The sequence below is a fragment of the Enterobacter sp. UPMP2061 genome, from assembly GCF_053709615.1.
On the sequence record NZ_JBSKJP010000002.1, the window covers coordinates 257,564 to 275,829 of the forward strand.

General features: G+C 57.7%; 16 protein-coding genes. 14 read left to right on the top strand and 2 right to left on the bottom strand.

The features are described from left to right. The first annotated feature begins 71 nt into the window (after positions 1–71). The 11 genes from nuoC to nuoN all read left to right on the top strand — a co-directional run bounded on the left by nuoC (position 72) and on the right by nuoN (position 13,886). Positions 72–1,874, top strand: a complete 1,803-nt coding sequence (gene nuoC, locus ACWKXX_RS06800; RefSeq protein WP_003861484.1) for an NADH-quinone oxidoreductase subunit C/D — start codon at positions 72–74, stop codon at positions 1,872–1,874. A 2-nt stretch (positions 1,875–1,876) separates the two neighbouring features. Beyond that, the gene (gene nuoE / locus ACWKXX_RS06805; RefSeq protein ID WP_006176513.1) at positions 1,877–2,377 is read left to right on the top strand and encodes an NADH-quinone oxidoreductase subunit NuoE; all 501 of its coding nucleotides are present in this window, start codon (positions 1,877–1,879) and stop codon (positions 2,375–2,377) included. Continuing rightward, on the top strand, positions 2,374–3,711 hold the full coding sequence (gene nuoF / locus ACWKXX_RS06810) for an NADH-quinone oxidoreductase subunit NuoF (RefSeq protein WP_003861487.1): 1,338 nt from the start codon (positions 2,374–2,376) through the stop codon (positions 3,709–3,711). The genes nuoE and nuoF overlap by 4 nt, the downstream gene beginning before the upstream one ends. A gap of 54 nt (positions 3,712–3,765) precedes the next feature. Next, a complete protein-coding gene (gene nuoG, locus ACWKXX_RS06815) occupies positions 3,766–6,489 on the top strand; it encodes an NADH-quinone oxidoreductase subunit NuoG (protein WP_261666098.1) in 2,724 nt (907 codons plus the stop codon). Further along, positions 6,486–7,463, top strand: a complete 978-nt coding sequence (gene nuoH / locus ACWKXX_RS06820) for an NADH-quinone oxidoreductase subunit NuoH (RefSeq protein ID WP_003861490.1) — start codon at positions 6,486–6,488, stop codon at positions 7,461–7,463. The genes nuoG and nuoH overlap by 4 nt, the downstream gene beginning before the upstream one ends. Before the next feature lie 14 nt (positions 7,464–7,477). Continuing rightward, positions 7,478–8,020: an NADH-quinone oxidoreductase subunit NuoI gene (nuoI, locus tag ACWKXX_RS06825; protein WP_003861491.1), complete on the top strand. Its 543-nt coding sequence runs from the start codon at positions 7,478–7,480 to the stop codon at positions 8,018–8,020. A gap of 10 nt (positions 8,021–8,030) precedes the next feature. After that, on the top strand, positions 8,031–8,585 hold the full coding sequence (gene nuoJ, locus ACWKXX_RS06830) for an NADH-quinone oxidoreductase subunit J (RefSeq protein WP_003861493.1): 555 nt from the start codon (positions 8,031–8,033) through the stop codon (positions 8,583–8,585). Further along, the gene (nuoK, locus tag ACWKXX_RS06835; RefSeq protein WP_003861496.1) at positions 8,582–8,884 is read left to right on the top strand and encodes an NADH-quinone oxidoreductase subunit NuoK; all 303 of its coding nucleotides are present in this window, start codon (positions 8,582–8,584) and stop codon (positions 8,882–8,884) included. Before nuoJ ends, nuoK begins: the two co-directional genes overlap by 4 nt. Next, a complete protein-coding gene (gene nuoL, locus ACWKXX_RS06840) occupies positions 8,881–10,722 on the top strand; it encodes an NADH-quinone oxidoreductase subunit L (RefSeq protein ID WP_134690344.1) in 1,842 nt (613 codons plus the stop codon). Before nuoK ends, nuoL begins: the two co-directional genes overlap by 4 nt. A 170-nt stretch (positions 10,723–10,892) precedes the next feature. Beyond that, the gene (gene nuoM, locus ACWKXX_RS06845; RefSeq protein WP_003861498.1) at positions 10,893–12,422 is read left to right on the top strand and encodes an NADH-quinone oxidoreductase subunit M; all 1,530 of its coding nucleotides are present in this window, start codon (positions 10,893–10,895) and stop codon (positions 12,420–12,422) included. Between the two features lie 6 nt (positions 12,423–12,428). Then, positions 12,429–13,886, top strand: a complete 1,458-nt coding sequence (gene nuoN / locus ACWKXX_RS06850; protein ID WP_015572273.1) for an NADH-quinone oxidoreductase subunit NuoN — start codon at positions 12,429–12,431, stop codon at positions 13,884–13,886. A gap of 105 nt (positions 13,887–13,991) precedes the next feature. On the opposite strand, the gene ACWKXX_RS06855 is transcribed toward nuoN, so the two are convergent. Together ACWKXX_RS06855 and rbn are read right to left on the bottom strand one after the other, a co-directional pair. Further along, positions 13,992–14,996 carry a chemotaxis protein gene (locus ACWKXX_RS06855; RefSeq protein ID WP_023304150.1) on the bottom strand — a complete coding sequence of 335 codons (1,005 nt, stop codon included), beginning with the start codon at positions 14,994–14,996 and terminating at the stop codon, positions 13,992–13,994. A gap of 64 nt (positions 14,997–15,060) precedes the next feature. Continuing rightward, on the bottom strand, positions 15,061–15,978 hold the full coding sequence (gene rbn, locus ACWKXX_RS06860; protein ID WP_015572275.1) for a ribonuclease BN: 918 nt from the start codon (positions 15,976–15,978) through the stop codon (positions 15,061–15,063). A gap of 71 nt (positions 15,979–16,049) precedes the next feature. Here rbn and ACWKXX_RS06865 point away from each other — a divergent pair, with 71 nt between their 5' ends. From ACWKXX_RS06865 to menF, 3 genes are all read left to right on the top strand, one after another. Beyond that, complete coding sequence (locus tag ACWKXX_RS06865; RefSeq protein WP_023295084.1) at positions 16,050–16,514, top strand: GNAT family N-acetyltransferase; 465 nt, start codon at positions 16,050–16,052, stop codon at positions 16,512–16,514. A gap of 50 nt (positions 16,515–16,564) precedes the next feature. Beyond that, positions 16,565–16,870 (top strand): stress response protein ElaB, encoded by a 306-nt coding sequence (gene elaB / locus ACWKXX_RS06870; RefSeq protein ID WP_040117899.1) that lies wholly within the window; start codon positions 16,565–16,567, stop codon positions 16,868–16,870. A gap of 86 nt (positions 16,871–16,956) precedes the next feature. After that, positions 16,957–18,252 carry an isochorismate synthase MenF gene (gene menF, locus ACWKXX_RS06875; protein ID WP_017693007.1) on the top strand — a complete coding sequence of 432 codons (1,296 nt, stop codon included), beginning with the start codon at positions 16,957–16,959 and terminating at the stop codon, positions 18,250–18,252. The last annotated feature ends 14 nt before the right edge of the window (positions 18,253–18,266 follow it).

Below are 18,266 nucleotides of genomic sequence, written 5' to 3' on the forward strand. Positions count from 1 at the left end.
GAGAACACCTTCGCATATCACTACTCAAATAGCGCGAAGCCAGGCTTAACAGTCACCACGGACCATTTGCAATGGTGAACAATATGACCGACTTAACCGCGCAAGAAGCCGCCTGGCAGACCCGGGATCATCTCGATGACCCCGTCATTGGCGAACTGCGCAACCGTTTTGGGCCGGATGCCTTTACTGTTCAGGCCACCCGCACCGGGGTACCCGTTGTTTGGGTGAAGCGTGAGCAATTACTGGAAGTTGTCGATTTCCTCAAGAAATTGCCAAAACCTTACGTCATGCTGTTTGACTTACACGGCATGGACGAACGTCTGAGAACGCACCGCCAGGGTCTCCCTGCTGCGGATTTTTCCGTTTTCTACCACCTGATCTCAATAGACCGCAACACGGATATCATGCTCAAGGTGGCATTGTCTGAAAACGACATGCATCTGCCGACGATCACCAAACTTTTCCCGAACGCCAACTGGTACGAGCGTGAAACCTGGGAAATGTTCGGCATGACCTTCGACGGTCACCCGCATCTGACGCGCATCATGATGCCGCAGACCTGGACCGGCCACCCGCTGCGTAAAGACTACCCGGCACGCGCCACCGAATTTGACCCGTTTGAGCTGACCAAAGCCAAGCAGGATCTGGAGATGGAAGCGCTGACCTTCAAGCCGGAAGACTGGGGCATGAAGCGCGGCACCGAAAACGAGGACTTCATGTTCCTCAACCTCGGTCCAAACCACCCGTCTGCGCACGGTGCATTCCGTATTATCCTTCAGCTTGACGGTGAAGAAATTGTCGACTGCGTCCCTGACATCGGCTACCACCACCGTGGTGCCGAGAAGATGGGCGAGCGTCAGTCCTGGCACAGCTACATTCCGTACACCGACCGTATCGAATACCTCGGCGGCTGCGTGAACGAAATGCCATACGTGCTGGCCGTTGAGAAACTGGCAGGCATCACCGTCCCGGATCGCGTTAACGTGATTCGCGTGATGCTGTCTGAACTGTTCCGTATTAACAGCCACCTGCTGTACATCTCCACGTTCATTCAGGACGTCGGCGCGATGACGCCGGTCTTCTTCGCCTTTACCGACCGTCAGAAAATCTACGATCTGGTGGAAGCGATTACCGGTTTCCGTATGCACCCGGCCTGGTTCCGCATCGGCGGTGTGGCGCATGATCTGCCGCGCGGCTGGGACCGCCTGCTGCGTGAATTCCTCGACTGGATGCCGAAACGTCTGGCGTCTTACGAGAAAGCCGCGCTGCGTAACTCCATCCTGAAAGGCCGTTCTCAGGGCGTTGCTGCCTACGGCGCGAAAGAAGCGCTGGAGTGGGGAACCACAGGTGCAGGTCTGCGTGCGACGGGTATTGATTTCGACGTGCGTAAAGCCCGTCCTTACTCTGGTTACGAGAACTTCGACTTTGAAGTCCCGGTTGGCGGCGGCGTATCCGACTGCTACACCCGCGTGATGCTGAAAGTGGAAGAGCTGCGCCAGAGCCTGCGCATCCTTGAGCAGTGCCTCAACAACATGCCGGAAGGCCCGTTCAAGGCGGATCACCCGCTGACGACGCCGCCACCGAAAGAGCGCACGCTGCAACATATCGAAACCCTGATCACCCACTTCCTGCAAGTTTCCTGGGGCCCGGTCATGCCGGCACAGGAATCCTTCCAGATGATTGAAGCGACCAAGGGTATCAACAGTTACTACCTCACCAGCGACGGCAGCACCATGAGCTACCGCACCCGCGTGCGTACGCCAAGCTTCGCACACTTGCAGCAGATCCCGGCCGCCATTCGCGGCAGTCTGGTCTCCGACCTGATTGTGTATCTGGGTAGTATCGATTTTGTTATGTCAGATGTGGACCGCTAATTATGCACGAGAATCAACAACCACAAACCGAGGCTTTTGAGCTGAGTGAAGCAGAGCGTGCCGCCATTGAGCACGAGATGCACCACTACGAAGACCCGCGTGCGGCGTCCATTGAAGCGCTGAAAATCGTACAGAAACAGCGTGGTTGGGTGCCGGATGGGGCGATCTACGAGATCGCAAAAGTGCTGGGCATTCCGGCAAGTGACGTAGAAGGCGTAGCCACGTTCTACAGCCAGATCTTCCGTCAGCCGGTAGGCCGCCATGTGATCCGCTACTGTGACAGCGTGGTCTGCCACATCACCGGTTATCAGGGCATTCAGGCTGCGATTGAGAAGAAACTCAATATCAAGCCGGGCCAGACCACCTTCGACGGACGCTTTACTCTGCTGCCAACCTGCTGCCTGGGTAACTGCGACAAGGGGCCGACCATGATGATTGATGAGGACACTCACAGCCATCTGACGCCGGAAGCGATTCCTGACCTGCTGGAGCAGTACAAATGAAAACTGTAATTCGTACTGCTGAGACGCATCCGCTGACCTGGCGTCTGCGTGATGACAAACAGCCGGTCTGGCTCGACGAATATCAGAGCAAAAACGGCTATGCCGGCGCGCGTAAAGCCCTCGGCGGCATGGCGCCGGACGACATCGTTAACGCGGTGAAAGAGTCTGGCCTGAAAGGCCGCGGGGGCGCGGGCTTCTCCACCGGTCTGAAGTGGAGCCTGATGCCGAAAGACGAATCCATGAACATCCGTTACCTGCTGTGTAACGCCGATGAAATGGAGCCGGGTACCTATAAAGACCGCCTGCTGATGGAACAGCTGCCGCACCTGCTGGTTGAAGGCATGCTGATCTCCGCGTTCGCGCTGAAAGCGTACCGTGGCTATATCTTCCTGCGCGGTGAATACATCGAAGCGGCTGAAAACCTGCGTCGCGCGATTGCCGAAGCCACTGAAGCCGGTCTGCTGGGTAAAAACATCCTGGGCACCGGGTTTGACTTCGAGCTGTTCGTGCACACCGGTGCCGGGCGTTATATCTGCGGTGAAGAAACCGCGCTGATTAACTCCCTGGAAGGCCGCCGCGCGAACCCGCGCTCCAAGCCACCGTTCCCGGCAAGCTCCGGCGTGTGGGGTAAACCGACCTGCGTCAACAACGTCGAAACCCTGTGCAACGTCCCGGCGATCCTCGCGAACGGCGTGGAGTGGTATCAGGGCATCTCCTCAAGCAAAGATGCCGGTACCAAGCTGATGGGCTTCTCCGGTCGCGTGAAGAACCCTGGCGTCTGGGAGCTGCCGTTCGGCACCACCGCACGCGAAATTCTTGAAGACTACGCCGGCGGCATGCGCGATGGCCTGAAATTCAAAGCCTGGCAGCCGGGTGGGGCAGGGACGGACTTCCTGACCGAAGCCCACCTTGACCTGCCAATGGAGTTCGAAAGCATTGGTAAAGCAGGCAGCCGTCTGGGTACGGCGCTGGCGATGGCCGTCGACCATGAGATCGGCATGGTATCCCTGGTGCGTAACCTGGAAGAGTTCTTCGCCCGCGAGTCCTGCGGCTGGTGTACACCGTGCCGTGATGGTCTGCCGTGGAGCGTGAAGATCCTGCGTGCTATCGAACGTGGCGAAGGCCAGCCTGGCGATATCGAGACACTTGAGCAACTGTGTCGATTCTTAGGGCCGGGTAAAACCTTCTGTGCCCACGCACCGGGCGCCGTCGAGCCGCTGCAAAGCGCGATTAAATATTTCCGCGACGAATTCGAAGCAGGCATCAAGCAGCCGTTCAGCAATACCCATTCGATCAATGGTATTCAGCCGAACCTGCTGAAAGCGCGCTGGTAAAAACAGAATTTTGATTAACGCTCGGTTTCGGCCGAGCCAACTGGAAGCATGCTAATGGCTACGATTCATGTAGACGGCAAAGAATACGAAGTCAACGGGGCGGACAACCTGCTGGAAGCTTGTCTGTCTCTTGGCCTCGATATTCCGTACTTTTGCTGGCATCCGGCGCTGGGCAGCGTCGGTGCTTGCCGCCAGTGTGCGGTGAAGCAATATCAAAACGCGGAAGACACGCGTGGTCGCCTGGTGATGTCCTGTATGACGCCAGCCGCCGAAGGCACCTTTATTTCGATTGATGACGAAGAAGCCAAACAGTTCCGTGAAAGCGTGGTGGAGTGGTTGATGACCAACCACCCGCACGACTGTCCGGTGTGTGAGGAGGGCGGTAACTGCCACCTTCAGGATATGACCGTCATGACCGGTCACAGCTTCCGTCGCTATCGCTTTACCAAGCGTACCCACCGTAACCAGGATCTGGGGCCGTTCATCTCTCACGAAATGAACCGCTGCATCGCCTGCTACCGCTGCGTGCGTTACTACAAAGATTATGCAGACGGACAGGATCTGGGCGTATATGGCGCGCATGACAACGTCTACTTCGGTCGTCCGGAAGACGGTACGCTGGAAAGCGAATTCTCCGGTAACCTGGTAGAAATCTGTCCGACCGGCGTATTCACGGATAAAACCCACTCTGAACGTTACAACCGTAAATGGGACATGCAGTTTGCGCCAAGCATCTGCCAGCAGTGCTCCCTCGGCTGTAACACCAGCCCGGGTGAACGTTACGGCGAACTGCGTCGTATCGAAAACCGTTACAACGGTACCGTTAACCACTACTTCCTCTGCGACCGCGGTCGTTTCGGCTATGGCTATGTGAACCTGAAAGACCGTCCGCGTCAGCCGGTACAGCGCCGTGGCGATGACGTCATTACCCTCAACGCCGAGCAGGCGATGCAGGGCGCGGCGGATATTCTGCGTCAGTCGAAGAAAGTGATCGGCATCGGCTCCCCGCGCGCCAGCATCGAAAGCAACTTCGCGCTGCGCGAGCTGGTTGGGGCGGAAAACTTCTACACCGGTATCGCCCAGGGCGAGCAGGAACGTCTCCAGCTGGTGCTGAAAGTGCTGCGTGAAGGCGGCATTCATACGCCTGCGCTGCGCGAAATCGAATCCTATGATGCGGTTCTGGTGCTGGGTGAAGACCTGACGCAGACCGGCGCACGCGCGGCTCTGGCGGTTCGTCAGGCGGTGAAAGGCAAAGCACGTGAAATGGCAGCGGCGCAGAAAGTGGCTGACTGGCAGATTGCGGCCATTCTCAACATCGGTCAGCGCGCGAAGCATCCTCTGTTTGTGACTAACGTCGACAACACTCGTCTGGACGATATCGCCGCGTGGACCTACTGCGCGCCGGTTGAAGATCAGGCGCGTCTCGGCTTTGCCATTGCCCACGCGCTGGACAGCAACTCGCCGGCCGTTGAACTGGATCGCGACCTGCAAAACAAGGTCGATGTGATTGTTCAGGCACTGGCGGGGGCGAAGAAACCTCTGATTATTTCCGGTACCAACGCCGGTAGCGCTGAAATCATTCAGGCCGCAGCGAACGTTGCCAAAGCCCTGAAGGGCCGCGGCGCTGACGTCGGAGTTACCATGATTGCCCGTGCGGTGAACAGCATCGGTCTGGGTATGATTGGCGGCGGCTCGCTGGAAGACGCGTTAAGCGAACTGGAATCCGGTGCCGCTGACGCCGTTGTGGTGCTGGAAAACGACCTGCATCGCCATGCTTCTGCCGCTCGCGTTGACGCCGCGCTCTCCAGAGCGCCGCTGGTGATGGTTATCGACCATCAGCGCACCGCGATCATGGACAAAGCGCACCTGGTGCTCTCTGCGGCAAGCTTCGCAGAAAGCGACGGGACGGTGATCAACAACGAAGGCCGCGCCCAGCGTTTCTTCCAGGTTTATGACCCGGCCTACTACGACAGCAAAACCGTGATGCTGGAAAGCTGGCGCTGGCTGCACTCTCTGCACAGCACCGTGCAGAGCCGTGAAGTGGACTGGACGCAGCTCGACCACGTTATTGACGCGGTTGTTGAGAAACTGCCTCAGCTGGCGGGCATTAAAGACGCCGCGCCTGACGCAAGCTTCCGCATTCGCGGCCAGAAACTGGCGCGTGAGCCGCACCGCTACAGCGGTCGTACCGCGATGCGCGCCAACATCAGCGTGCACGAACCGCGTCAGCCGCAGGATAAAGACACCATGTTTGCCTTCTCGATGGAAGGGAACAACCAGCCGTCTGCGCCGCGTTCGCAAATCCCGTTTGCATGGGCACCGGGCTGGAACTCCCCGCAGGCATGGAACAAGTTCCAGGCTGAAGTGGGCGGTCACCTGCGCCACGGCGATCCGGGCGTGCGTCTGATTGAAGCCTCCGAAACCGGTCTGGACTTCTTCACCACCGTTCCGGCGAGCTTCCAGGCGCAGGAAGGTCACTGGCGTATTGCACCGTACTACCATCTGTTCGGTAGCGACGAAATGTCCCAGCGTTCTCCGGTATTCCAGCAGCGTATGCCGCAGCCGTACATCAAGCTCAACCCGGCGGATGCCGCGAAGCTTGGCGTTAACGCGGGTGCGAACATTGCCTTTAGCTACGACGGCCAGACAATCAGCCTGCCGCTGATTATTTCTGAACGCCTGTCAGCAGGGCAGGTGGGTCTGCCGATGGGTATGCCTGGCATCGCGCCGGTCCTGGCGGGTGCGCATCTTGATAACCTTCAGGAGGCAAAAGCATGAGTTGGTTAACGCCGGATCTTATCGACATCCTGCTGAGCATTCTGAAAGCGGTTGTGATTCTGCTGGTGGTCGTCACCTGCGGCGCGTTCATGAGCTTTGGTGAACGTCGTTTGCTCGGTCTGTTCCAGAACCGTTACGGACCGAACCGCGTGGGCTGGGGTGGTTCACTCCAGCTGGTCGCGGACATGATCAAGATGTTCTTTAAAGAGGACTGGGTTCCGCGCTTCTCGGACCGCGTGATCTTTACGCTGGCGCCGATGATCGCCTTCACCTCGCTGCTGCTGGCGTTTGCTATCGTTCCGGTCAGCCCGACCTGGGTGGTGGCTGACCTGAACATCGGCATTCTGTTCTTCCTGATGATGGCAGGCCTCGCGGTTTACGCGGTGCTGTTCGCAGGCTGGTCCAGTAACAACAAATACTCGCTGCTGGGTGCGATGCGTGCTTCCGCGCAGACGCTGAGCTACGAAGTGTTCCTGGGTCTCTCTCTGATGGGCGTGGTGGCGCAGGCCGGTTCATTTAACATGACCGACATCGTCAACAACCAGGCCGACATCTGGAACGTTATCCCGCAGTTCTTTGGGTTTATTACCTTTGCCATCGCGGGCGTGGCGGTGTGTCACCGTCACCCGTTTGACCAGCCAGAAGCCGAACAGGAACTGGCCGACGGTTACCACATTGAATATTCCGGTATGAAGTTCGGTCTGTTCTTTGTGGGCGAGTACATCGGTATCGTCACCATTTCCGCGTTGATGGTAACGCTGTTCTTTGGTGGCTGGCATGGCCCGTTCTTACCGCCGTTCATCTGGTTCGCGCTGAAAACCGCGTTCTTCATGATGATGTTCATTTTGATTCGCGCAGCGTTACCGCGTCCGCGTTATGACCAGGTAATGTCCTTCGGCTGGAAAGTGTGCCTGCCGCTGACGCTCGTCAACTTGTTGGTAACGGCGGCTGTCATTCTCTGGCAGCAGCCATAAGGGGCTTTGAGATCATGACCTTAAAAGAATTATTGGTAGGTTTCGGCACCCAGGTACGCAGTATCTGGATGATCGGCCTGCATGCGTTTGCCAAACGCGAAACCCGGATGTACCCGGAAGAGCCGGTATATCTGCCGCCGCGCTACCGTGGACGTATCGTGCTGACGCGCGACCCGGACGGTTCCGAGCGTTGCGTTGCCTGTAACCTGTGTGCGGTAGCGTGTCCGGTGGGCTGTATCTCTCTGCAAAAAGCAGAGACGGTAGACGGCCGCTGGTACCCTGAGTTCTTCCGCATCAACTTCTCACGCTGCATTTTCTGCGGTCTGTGTGAAGAAGCGTGCCCAACCACGGCGATTCAGCTGACTCCAGACTTCGAGCTGGGTGAGTACAAGCGTCAGGATCTGGTGTACGAGAAAGAGGATCTGCTGATTTCCGGTCCGGGCAAATACCCGGAATATAACTTCTACCGGATGGCGGGTATGGCAATCGACGGCAAAGATAAAGGCGAAGCAGAGAACGAAGCTAAGCCTATCGACGTCAAGAGCCTGTTACCGTAAGGAGAGGGCAATGGAATTCGCTTTTTATATCTGTGGCCTTATCGCCATCCTGGCTACGCTGCGAGTGATCACGCACACCAATCCGGTGCATGCGCTGCTGTATTTAATCATTTCGCTGCTGGCTATTTCCGGGGTGTTCTTTGCGCTGGGCGCGCACTTCGCCGGTGCGCTGGAAATCATCGTCTACGCCGGGGCCATCATGGTGCTGTTTGTGTTCGTGGTGATGATGCTGAACCTGGGCGGCTCTGAAATTGAGCAGGAACGTCAGTGGTTAAAACCGCAGGTGTGGATTGGTCCGGCAATTTTGTCGGCCATCATGCTGGCGGTGATTGTTTACGCCATTCTGGGCGTCAACGACCAGGGTATCGACGGGACGCCAATCAGCGCGAAAGCCGTGGGTATCACCCTGTTTGGTCCGTACGTTCTGGCGGTTGAGCTGGCCTCAATGCTGCTGCTGGCGGGTCTGGTTGTGGCCTTCCACGTTGGTCGCGAAGAGCGTGTCGGCGAGGTGCTGAGCAACCGCACTGACGACCGCGCGAAAAGAAAAACGGAGGAACGCGCATGATCCCCTTAACACATGGACTGATCCTCGCTGCGATTTTATTCGTTCTGGGCTTAACCGGTCTGGTTATCCGCCGCAATCTGCTGTTTATGCTGATCGGTCTGGAAATCATGATCAACGCTTCCGCGCTGGCCTTTGTGGTCGCCGGTAGCTACTGGGGCCAGACCGATGGTCAGGTGATGTACATTCTCGCCATCAGCCTCGCGGCTGCTGAAGCGAGTATTGGCCTGGCGCTGTTGCTACAGCTCCATCGTCGCCGCCAGAACCTGAACATCGATTCAGTAAGTGAGTTGCGTGGATGAACATGCTTGCCTTAACCATTATTTTTCCGCTGATTGGCTTCGTGCTGCTGGCGTTTTCTCGCGGCCGCTGGTCTGAGAATCTGTCTGCCACCGTGGGCATTGGCTCTATCGGCCTGGCTGCGCTGATCACAGCGTATGCGGGTATCGACTTCTTTAACAATGGACGTCAGGCCTACAGCGTACCGCTGTGGAACTGGATGTCGGTCGGTAACTTCAACATCGGTTTCAACCTGGTGCTGGATGGTCTGTCTCTGACCATGCTCTCCGTAGTTACCGGCGTCGGCTTCCTGATCCACATGTTCGCCTCCTGGTACATGCGCGGTGAAGAGGGATACTCCCGCTTCTTCGCCTACACCAACCTGTTTATCGCCAGCATGGTGGTTCTGGTGCTGGCCGATAACCTGCTGCTGATGTATCTGGGCTGGGAAGGCGTGGGTCTGTGTTCTTACCTGCTGATCGGTTTCTACTACACCGATCCGAAGAATGGCGCAGCGGCCATGAAAGCGTTCGTCGTGACCCGTGTGGGTGACGTGTTCCTCGCTTTCGCGCTGTTCATTCTTTACAACGAACTGGGCACGCTAAACTTCCGCGAAATGGTGGAACTGGCGCCGGCGCACTTCGAAGCAGGCAACAACATGCTGTGGTGGGCAACGCTGATGCTGCTGGGTGGCGCTGTGGGTAAATCCGCGCAGCTGCCGTTGCAGACATGGCTGGCCGACGCGATGGCGGGTCCAACCCCTGTCTCCGCGTTGATTCACGCCGCGACCATGGTCACCGCCGGTGTCTACCTGATTGCGCGTACCCATGGCCTGTTCCTGATGACCCCGGAAATTCTGCATCTGGTGGGTATTGTCGGTGCGGTTACGCTGGTGCTGGCAGGCTTTGCCGCGCTGGTGCAGACCGACATCAAACGCGTGCTCGCGTACTCCACCATGAGCCAGATTGGTTACATGTTCCTGGCGCTGGGCGTTCAGGCGTGGGACGCGGCCATTTTCCACCTGATGACGCACGCGTTCTTTAAAGCGCTGCTGTTCCTCTCATCCGGTTCGGTGATTCTGGCCTGCCACCACGAGCAGAACATCTTCAAAATGGGCGGACTGCGTAAGTCCATCCCGCTGGTTTATGTCTGCTTCCTGGTAGGCGGCGCGGCGCTGGCGGCACTGCCGCTGATCACCGCGGGCTTCTTCAGTAAGGACGAAATCCTGGCGGGCGCCATGGCGAATGGTCATATCAATCTGATGGTTGCGGGTCTGGTCGGTGCGTTTATGACCTCCCTGTACACCTTCCGTATGATTTTCATCGTCTTCCACGGTAAAGAACAAATTCACGCTCACGCAGGGAAGGGGATTACCCACCACCTGCCGCTGATTGTGCTGCTGGTCCTGTCCACCTTCGTTGGCGCGATGATTGTGCCACCGTTGCAGGGCGTACTGCCGGCGACAACCGAGCTTGAGCACGGTCGCGTTCTGACGCTTGAAATCACCTCCGGCGTAGTGGCTATCGCGGGCATCCTGATTGCCGCATGGCTGTGGCTGGGCAAACGCACGCTGGTGACTGCCGTTGCCAACAGCGCGCCGGGCCGTCTGCTGGGCACCTGGTGGTACAACGCATGGGGCTTCGACTGGCTGTACGACATGATCTTCGTGAAGCCGTTCCTGGGCATTGCGTGGCTGCTGAAGCGCGATCCACTGAACAGCCTGATGAATATCCCGGCGATCCTCTCTCGCTTTGCAGGTAAAGGCCTGCTGTTCAGCGAGAACGGTTATCTGCGCTGGTATGTGGCGTCCATGAGCATCGGTGCGGTTGTCGTACTGGCGCTGCTGATGGTGTTGCGTTGATTTTGAGTTAGCGGGGATTGTCGGGTGGCGCTAGCGCTTACCCGACCTACGGACCGTAGGCCCGGTAAGCGAAGCGCCACCGGGCAAAAGGCCCCGCACTCAAACGTGAATTTTGTCGAATTCGTTGAAAATCGGTCCCTGAGGGACTTTAACAAGGAATAAAAATCGCCATGTTACTACCCTGGCTAATATTAATTCCCTTCATCGGCGGCTTCCTGTGCTGGCAGACCGAACGCTTTGGCGTGAAGATGCCGCGCTGGATCGCGCTGATCACCATGGGATTGACGCTCGCGCTTGGTCTGCAACTCTGGTTGCAGGGTGGCTACTCACTGACCCAGTCCGCGGGCCTTCCGCAGTGGCAGTCTGAGTTCATTCTGCCGTGGATCCCACGTTTCGGTATTACGATCCACCTCGCGATTGACGGTCTGTCGCTGCTGATGGTGGTGCTGACCGGTCTGCTCGGCGTTCTGGCGGTACTCTGCTCCTGGCGAGAAATCGAAAAATACCAGGGCTTCTTCCACCTGAACCTGATGTGGATCCTGGGCGGCGTGATCGGCGTGTTCCTGGCCATCGACATGTTCCTGTTCTTCTTCTTCTGGGAGATGATGCTGGTGCCGATGTACTTCCTGATCGCGCTGTGGGGCCACAAGGCATCCGACGGTAAAACGCGTATCACGGCGGCCACCAAGTTCTTCATCTACACCCAGGCGAGTGGTCTGGTGATGTTGATTGCCATCCTGGCGCTGGTATTTGTGCATTACAATGCGACCGGCGTCTGGACCTTCAACTACGAAGACCTGCTGAAGACCCCGATGTCTCACGGTGTGGAATACCTGCTGATGCTCGGCTTCTTCATCGCCTTCGCGGTGAAAATGCCGGTCGTACCGCTGCACGGCTGGCTGCCGGACGCGCACTCTCAGGCGCCAACGGCGGGTTCCGTTGACCTGGCGGGTATCTTGCTGAAAACGGCGGCCTACGGTCTGCTGCGTTTCTCCCTGCCGCTGTTCCCGAACGCCTCCGCAGAGTTCGCGCCGATTGCCATGTGGCTGGGCGTGATCGGTATCTTCTACGGTGCATGGATGGCCTTCACGCAGTACGACATCAAACGTCTGATTGCTTACACCTCCGTTTCCCACATGGGCTTCGTGCTGATTGCCATCTACACCGGCAGCCAGCTGGCATACCAGGGCGCGGTGATCCAGATGATTGCGCACGGCCTGTCTGCTGCCGGTCTCTTCATCCTGTGTGGTCAGCTGTACGAACGTCTGCATACCCGCGACATGCGTATGATGGGCGGCCTGTGGGGCAAAATGAAATGGCTGCCGGCGCTCTCCATGTTCTTCGCGGTGGCGACTCTGGGTATGCCGGGTACCGGTAACTTCGTCGGCGAGTTTATGATCCTGTTCGGCAGCTTCAACGTGGTACCGACGATCACCGTCATCTCCACCTTTGGTCTGGTATTTGCCTCCGTGTACTCGCTGGCGATGCTGCACCGCGCTTACTTCGGTAAAGCGAAGAGTGAAATTGCTGCACAAGAACTGCCGGGGATGTCGCTGCGTGAGCTGTTCATCATCCTGCTGCTGGTCGTACTGCTGGTGCTGTTGGGCTTCTATCCGCAGCCGATTCTGGATACCTCGCACTCCGCGATGGGTAACATCCAGCAGTGGTTTGTTAATTCTGCTTCTACTACAAGGCCGTAATTCGCCATGACAATAACTCCACAACAACTGATCGCGCTGCTACCGCTGCTGATCGTCGGATTGACGGTGGTGGTTGTGATGCTCTCCATTGCGTGGCGACGCAATCACTTCCTGAATGCGACCCTGTCCGTTCTGGGTCTGAACGCTGCGTTAGTCTCTCTCTGGTTTGTTGGCCAGGCGGGAGCGATGGACGTCACGCCGCTGATGCGCGTTGACGGTTACGCCATGCTCTACACCGGTCTGGTGCTGCTGGCGAGCCTGGCAACCTGTACCTTTGCGTACCCGTGGCTCGAAGGTTACAACGACAACAAAGAAGAGTTTTACCTGCTGGTACTGATTGCCGCACTGGGTGGCATTCTGCTGGCGAACGCGAACCACCTGGCCGCGCTGTTCCTCGGTATTGAGCTGATCTCTCTGCCGCTGTTCGGCCTGATTGGTTACGCTTTCCGCCAGAAGCGCTCTCTGGAAGCGGCAATCAAGTACACGATCCTGTCTGCTGCCGCGTCGTCGTTCCTGCTGTTCGGTATCGCGCTGCTGTACGCACAGACGGGTAATCTCTCCTTCATGGCGCTCGGTAAGAGCCTCGGCGACGGCATGATGCATGAGCCGCTGCTGCTGGCGGGTCTGGGCATGATGATTGTTGGCCTTGGCTTTAAACTCTCACTGGTTCCGTTCCACCTGTGGACGCCAGACGTATACCAGGGTGCCCCTGCACCGGTCTCGACCTTCCTGGCGACGGCGAGCAAAATCGCTATCTTCGGTGTGGTCATGCGTCTGTTCCTGTACGCCCCGGTGGGCGACAGCGAAGCGGTCCGCGTGGTGCTGGGCATTATCGCGTTCGTGTCCATCATCTTCGGTAACCTGATGGCGCTGAGCCAGACCAACATCAAGCGTCTGCTGGGCTACTCCTCTATCTCCCATCTGGGTTACCTGCTGGTGGCGCTGATTGCGCTGCAAAGCGGTGAGATGTCGATGGAAACTGTGGGCGTCTATCTGGCCGGTTACCTGTTTAGCAGCCTCGGCGCATTCGGCGTGGTGAGCCTGATGTCCAGCCCGTACCGTGGCCCGGATGCGGATTCCCTGTTCTCCTACCGTGGTCTGTTCTGGCACCGTCCTATTCTGTCTGCGGTAATGACCGTGATGATGCTCTCTCTGGCGGGTATCCCGATGACGCTGGGCTTTATCGGTAAGTTCTACGTGCTGGCCGTCGGTGTGCAGGCGGGTCTGTGGTGGCTGACGGCGGGTGTCGTTATCGGCTCCGCGATTGGTCTCTACTACTACCTGCGCGTTGCCGTGAGCCTGTACCTGAGCGCGCCTCAGCAGCTCAACCGCGATGCGCCGTCCAACTGGCAGTATAGCGCCGGCGGTATCGTGGTGCTGATCTCCGCGCTGCTGGTGCTGATCTTCGGTATCTATCCGCAGCCGCTGATTGATATCGTGCAGCGCGCGATGCCGCTGATGTAAGGTGAAAGCAAAAAGGCAACGAAAGTTGCCTTTTTTATTGCCCAGCGGCGCTACGCTTGCAGGGCCTACGGGTCTTGTAGGTCGGGTAAGCGAAGCGCCACCCGACTAAGCCAGCTGCTTGCGGCTAATCAACGGCCCGTCAATCTTCTTCATCGAGCGGTCCAGCACCTCTTCAATTACCGACGACAGCTCGTTCAGCTCAAACTTCGCCACATAGCCGTCCGCCTTCACTTTGCGAATATGATCTTCGTTCGCGTTGCCGGAAAGAGACGAGTGGATCACCACCGGAATATCTTTCAGTACCGGGTCGGATTTGATTTTTCGCGTCAGCGTAAATCCGTCCATCTCCGGCATTTCGAGGTCGGTTAATACCAGGGCAATCTTATCGGTAACGGGAACGCCCTCGGCCTGTGCCTGCGCGGCCAGCTGAGTGATTTTCTCCCATGCGTCTTTGCCGGTGATATGCAGCTGGGCCGGGATCTCCATCGCCTGCAATCCCTTCTCCAGCATTGAGCGCGCTACTTTTGAATCTTCTGCAACAATCGCGACAGAGCCAGGCTTGATGTTGAATTTGGTGGTTTCCAGATGGGTGGCGTGCAGATCGTGGTTCGCCGGGGTGATGTCGTACAGGATCTGCTCCACGTCCAGCACCATCGCCAGATCGTTGGTATCGGTCTTCTCGTCCAGACAGGCAATGCTGGTGATGTAGCGACCGCTGACGGCGGTTTCCGCGGCGTGCACCTGCTTCCAGTCCAGACGCATGATGTTTTCCACCGATTCTACGGCAAACGCCTGCACGCTGCGGGCATATTCGGTGATCAGCAGGATGTTCAGCCCGGTGGCTGGTTTGCAGCCGGCGACGGCGGCCAGATCGATCACCGGGATCACCTGGTCACGAATGTTCACCATCCCCATCAGCGGAGACTTCATTCCCGCCGGTTTGGTGAAGGTCGGCATCGGCACAATTTCGCGCAATTTGAATACGTTGATGCCGAACAGCTCGGATTTATTTTCGTTCAGAGAGGTGCCAAGACGGAACAGCAACAGTTCAAAACGGTTGGACAGGGTCAGGTTCGCCCTGTCATCAATATCTTTCTGGAAATTATCCATTCTACCCTCAAGAGAAATGCTGGCCTTTTAATCGTTATCGGCACGCTGAGGGAAAAATGAAGGACTAAACGCTGACCTGAGCAAAATCTTCCGCCAGCTCGCATGCCGGAAATACTTCCCGGCACTCTGCCAGCAGGCTTTCAGCGCCGCGGACGTCATAGCGTGAGCTGACGTGAGTAACAATCAGTTTCCGGACGCCAGCCTCACGTGCCAGCTGCGCCGCCTGACGCGTAGAGCTGTGCCCCCGGCTGTTGGCTTTTTCTTCCATCGCCGCTTCCAGCGTCGCCTCATGCACCATCACATCTACACCTCTGGCAAGCCTGAGCGCCGAAGGGCAGGGGGCGGTATCCCCAAAAATAGCCAGTTTTTTGCCCGGCTGCGGTGGGGCGAGGTAATCCTGACCGTTGATGACGCGCCCGTCTTCCAGCGTGACGGTCTCGCCGTGCTTCAGACGCTGGAACAGCGGGCCAGGTTTCACTCCATCGGCCTGCAACGCGGCGGCGTTCAGCGCCCCGGGCTTGTCATGCTCCTCAACGCGATAGCCGTAGCATTCCACCGGATGGTTAAGCGGGTAAGCGCGCACCAGGTAATCTCCGTCATCGAACACCAGACCCTCGCCGATCTCTAACACCTCCAGCGGATAATCGGTCCACGAGCCGCTCAGGCGCAGCGTGGTTTCAACGAATTCCTGAATACCCGCGGGGCCATAAATGGTCAGCGGGTTAGCGTTACCGGCCATCGAACGGCTGCACAGCAGGCCCGGCAGGCCAAACAGATGGTCGCCGTGCAGATGGGTGATAAATATTTTATCCACTTTCCCCGGGTGGTATGAGGTATGCAGCAGCTGATGTTGCGTACCCTCGCCGCAGTCAAACAGCCACAGCCCACCCCGGGTAGGATGCTTAAGATCCAGCAGAATCGCCGTCACGTTTCGTGAGCGGGTTGGCACCCCGGCGGACGTACCCAGAAAAATCAGTTCCATAACGCAATCAGCCCTTTGCCGAATGGGAAGGGGTTTAGTATAACGTGATGAACCCCAGGAAGGAGAAACACATGATCCAGTGGCAAGATCTACACCACAGCGAACTGACCGTGCATTCACTCTACGCCCTGCTCAAGCTGCGCTGCGAAGTCTTTGTGGTTGAACAAACCTGCCCGTATCAGGATATCGACGGCGATGACCTGATCGGCGAGAACCGGCACATCCTCGGCTGGCGCGATAACGAGCTGGTGGCGTATGCGAGGATTCTGAAAAGCGAAGAGGATTTTGACCCTGTCGTCATTGGCCGCGTCATTATCAGCGGCCGCGCGCGCGGTGAAAAGCTGGGCTATCAGCTGATGGAAAAAACGCTGGACGCATGCCAGAAACAGTGGCCGGACAAGGCGTTATACCTGGGCGCGCAGGCGCATTTGCAATCATTCTATGGCCATTTTGGTTTTACCCCGGTCACGGACATTTACGACGAAGACGGCATCCCACACATCGGCATGGCACGCGAAGCGAAACAGGCGCAATAGCAATACGTTGTCTATAGTTACCGGACTGGTGTACTAACATGGAGAAAAATATGTCATTTCAATCCTGGGATACCCGAGTCGACGACGACCTGACGCTGCTAAGCGAAACGCTGGAAGAAGTGCTGCGCTCTTCAGGCGATCCTGCCGATCAGAAGTACATTGAGCTCAAAGCCCGCGCCGAGCAGGCGCTGCATGACGTGAAAAACCGCGTCAGTAACGCATCCGACAATTACTACTACCGCGCCAAGCAGGCGGTTTATCGTGCCGACGATTATGTGCATGAAAAACCGTGGCAGGGCATTGGGGTCGGTGCGGCCGTAGGGCTGGTGCTGGGTCTGATGTTAGCCCGTCGTTAAGCCGGTAAACCACTCCCTACACGTGGGTACTGCTATTTATCGTCAGTACCCCGTATAATATAAGGCTTTAACAGGGAGAGGTTCGCGTGCACTCGATTTTCCTCGCGCTGCAAAGCCTGCGTACTCAGCTTGCGCAAGCATTGCCAGCTACACCCGGTTTACGCCATTTCGATGTCTCTTTCCCGTTAAACGACGCCTTCGATCCGCTGGCCTGGCTCGGTGTGCAGCGATGCTATCCTCAGTTTTACTGGCAACAGCGCAGCGGTGATGAAGAACTTGCCGCGCTCGGAAGCCTCGCCCATTTCGATTCTCTGGCCTCGGCCTCGCGGTTTTTGCACACCCACGACGTAGCCAATGACACCCGTATCTGCGGCCTGAACGCCTTCAACCCAGCGCAGGGCAAGTTGTTTTTACCGCGCCTTCTCTGGCGACGGTCTGGCGGGGTCGCCACGCTGCGTCTGCAACTGTGGAGCGAAACGTCGCTGCGGGAAGATGCCCGTGAGGCGCTTAATTTTGTCGATAACCTGCGCGACGCCGCGCCGATCCGCCCGTTGTCCGTGCAGATTGTGCAGGAAACCCATCATCCGGAAAAACCGGAATGGCTGGCGTTGATTCGTCAGGCGACGGATACCCTTGCTCGCGGCGATTTTGAGAAAGTGGTCCTCGCACGTGCTACAGACGTGCATTGCCAGCAGCCCGTGAACGCCATCGCGCTGATGGCTGCCAGCCGCGCGCTAAACCTCAACTGCTATCATTTTTGTATGGTCTTTGACGCCAGCAACGCGTTCCTCGGCTCGACGCCTGAACGCCTGTGGCGGCGACGCGGCACGCTGCTGCGCACTGAAGCGCTGGCAGGCACCGTCGCCAGCCATTCTGACGATAAGCAGGCCCAGCGTCTGGGCGACTGGCTGATGAATGACGACAAAAATCAGCGGGAAAATATGCTGGTGGTGGAAGATATCTGCCAGCGTCTTCAGCACCATACCCGGACGCTGGAGATCCTGCCTGCGCAGGTGCTGCGTCTGCGCAAGGTGCAGCATTTACGTCGCTGTATCTGGACCGAACTTAAACAGCCTGACGACGAGCAGTGCCTGCATATTCTGCAACCGACGGCGGCGGTGGCCGGGCTGCCGCGACAGGCGGCGCGAGAATTTATTGCGAAAGTGGAGCCGTTTGACCGGGAGTGGTACGCCGGGTCGGCGGGCTATTTATCGCGCGATCAAAGCGAATTCTGTGTGGCATTACGCTCCGCCCGCGTTCACGACGCTGCGCTGCGTCTTTATGCGGGGGCGGGCATCGTCAGCGGCTCCGATCCGGAGCAGGAGTGGCAGGAGATCGAAAACAAGGCCGCCGGGCTGCGTTCCCTTCTCCTAAGGGATTAATACTGATTCGTGCA

What these genes read in the sequence shown, in the direction of transcription:
- nuoC (WP_003861484.1), top strand. Translation starts at nt 72, where the DNA reads ATGGTGAACAATATGACCGACTTAACCGCGCAAGAAGCCGCCTGGCAG.
- nuoE (WP_006176513.1), top strand. Translation starts at nt 1,877, where the DNA reads ATGCACGAGAATCAACAACCACAAACCGAGGCTTTTGAGCTGAGTGAA.
- nuoF (WP_003861487.1), top strand. Translation starts at nt 2,374, where the DNA reads ATGAAAACTGTAATTCGTACTGCTGAGACGCATCCGCTGACCTGGCGT.
- nuoG (WP_261666098.1), top strand. Translation starts at nt 3,766, where the DNA reads ATGGCTACGATTCATGTAGACGGCAAAGAATACGAAGTCAACGGGGCG.
- nuoH (WP_003861490.1), top strand. Translation starts at nt 6,486, where the DNA reads ATGAGTTGGTTAACGCCGGATCTTATCGACATCCTGCTGAGCATTCTG.
- nuoI (WP_003861491.1), top strand. Translation starts at nt 7,478, where the DNA reads ATGACCTTAAAAGAATTATTGGTAGGTTTCGGCACCCAGGTACGCAGT.
- nuoJ (WP_003861493.1), top strand. Translation starts at nt 8,031, where the DNA reads ATGGAATTCGCTTTTTATATCTGTGGCCTTATCGCCATCCTGGCTACG.
- nuoK (WP_003861496.1), top strand. Translation starts at nt 8,582, where the DNA reads ATGATCCCCTTAACACATGGACTGATCCTCGCTGCGATTTTATTCGTT.
- nuoL (WP_134690344.1), top strand. Translation starts at nt 8,881, where the DNA reads ATGAACATGCTTGCCTTAACCATTATTTTTCCGCTGATTGGCTTCGTG.
- nuoM (WP_003861498.1), top strand. Translation starts at nt 10,893, where the DNA reads ATGTTACTACCCTGGCTAATATTAATTCCCTTCATCGGCGGCTTCCTG.
- nuoN (WP_015572273.1), top strand. Translation starts at nt 12,429, where the DNA reads ATGACAATAACTCCACAACAACTGATCGCGCTGCTACCGCTGCTGATC.
- ACWKXX_RS06855 (WP_023304150.1), bottom strand. Translation starts at nt 14,996, where the DNA reads ATGGATAATTTCCAGAAAGATATTGATGACAGGGCGAACCTGACCCTG.
- rbn (WP_015572275.1), bottom strand. Translation starts at nt 15,978, where the DNA reads ATGGAACTGATTTTTCTGGGTACGTCCGCCGGGGTGCCAACCCGCTCA.
- ACWKXX_RS06865 (WP_023295084.1), top strand. Translation starts at nt 16,050, where the DNA reads ATGATCCAGTGGCAAGATCTACACCACAGCGAACTGACCGTGCATTCA.
- elaB (WP_040117899.1), top strand. Translation starts at nt 16,565, where the DNA reads ATGTCATTTCAATCCTGGGATACCCGAGTCGACGACGACCTGACGCTG.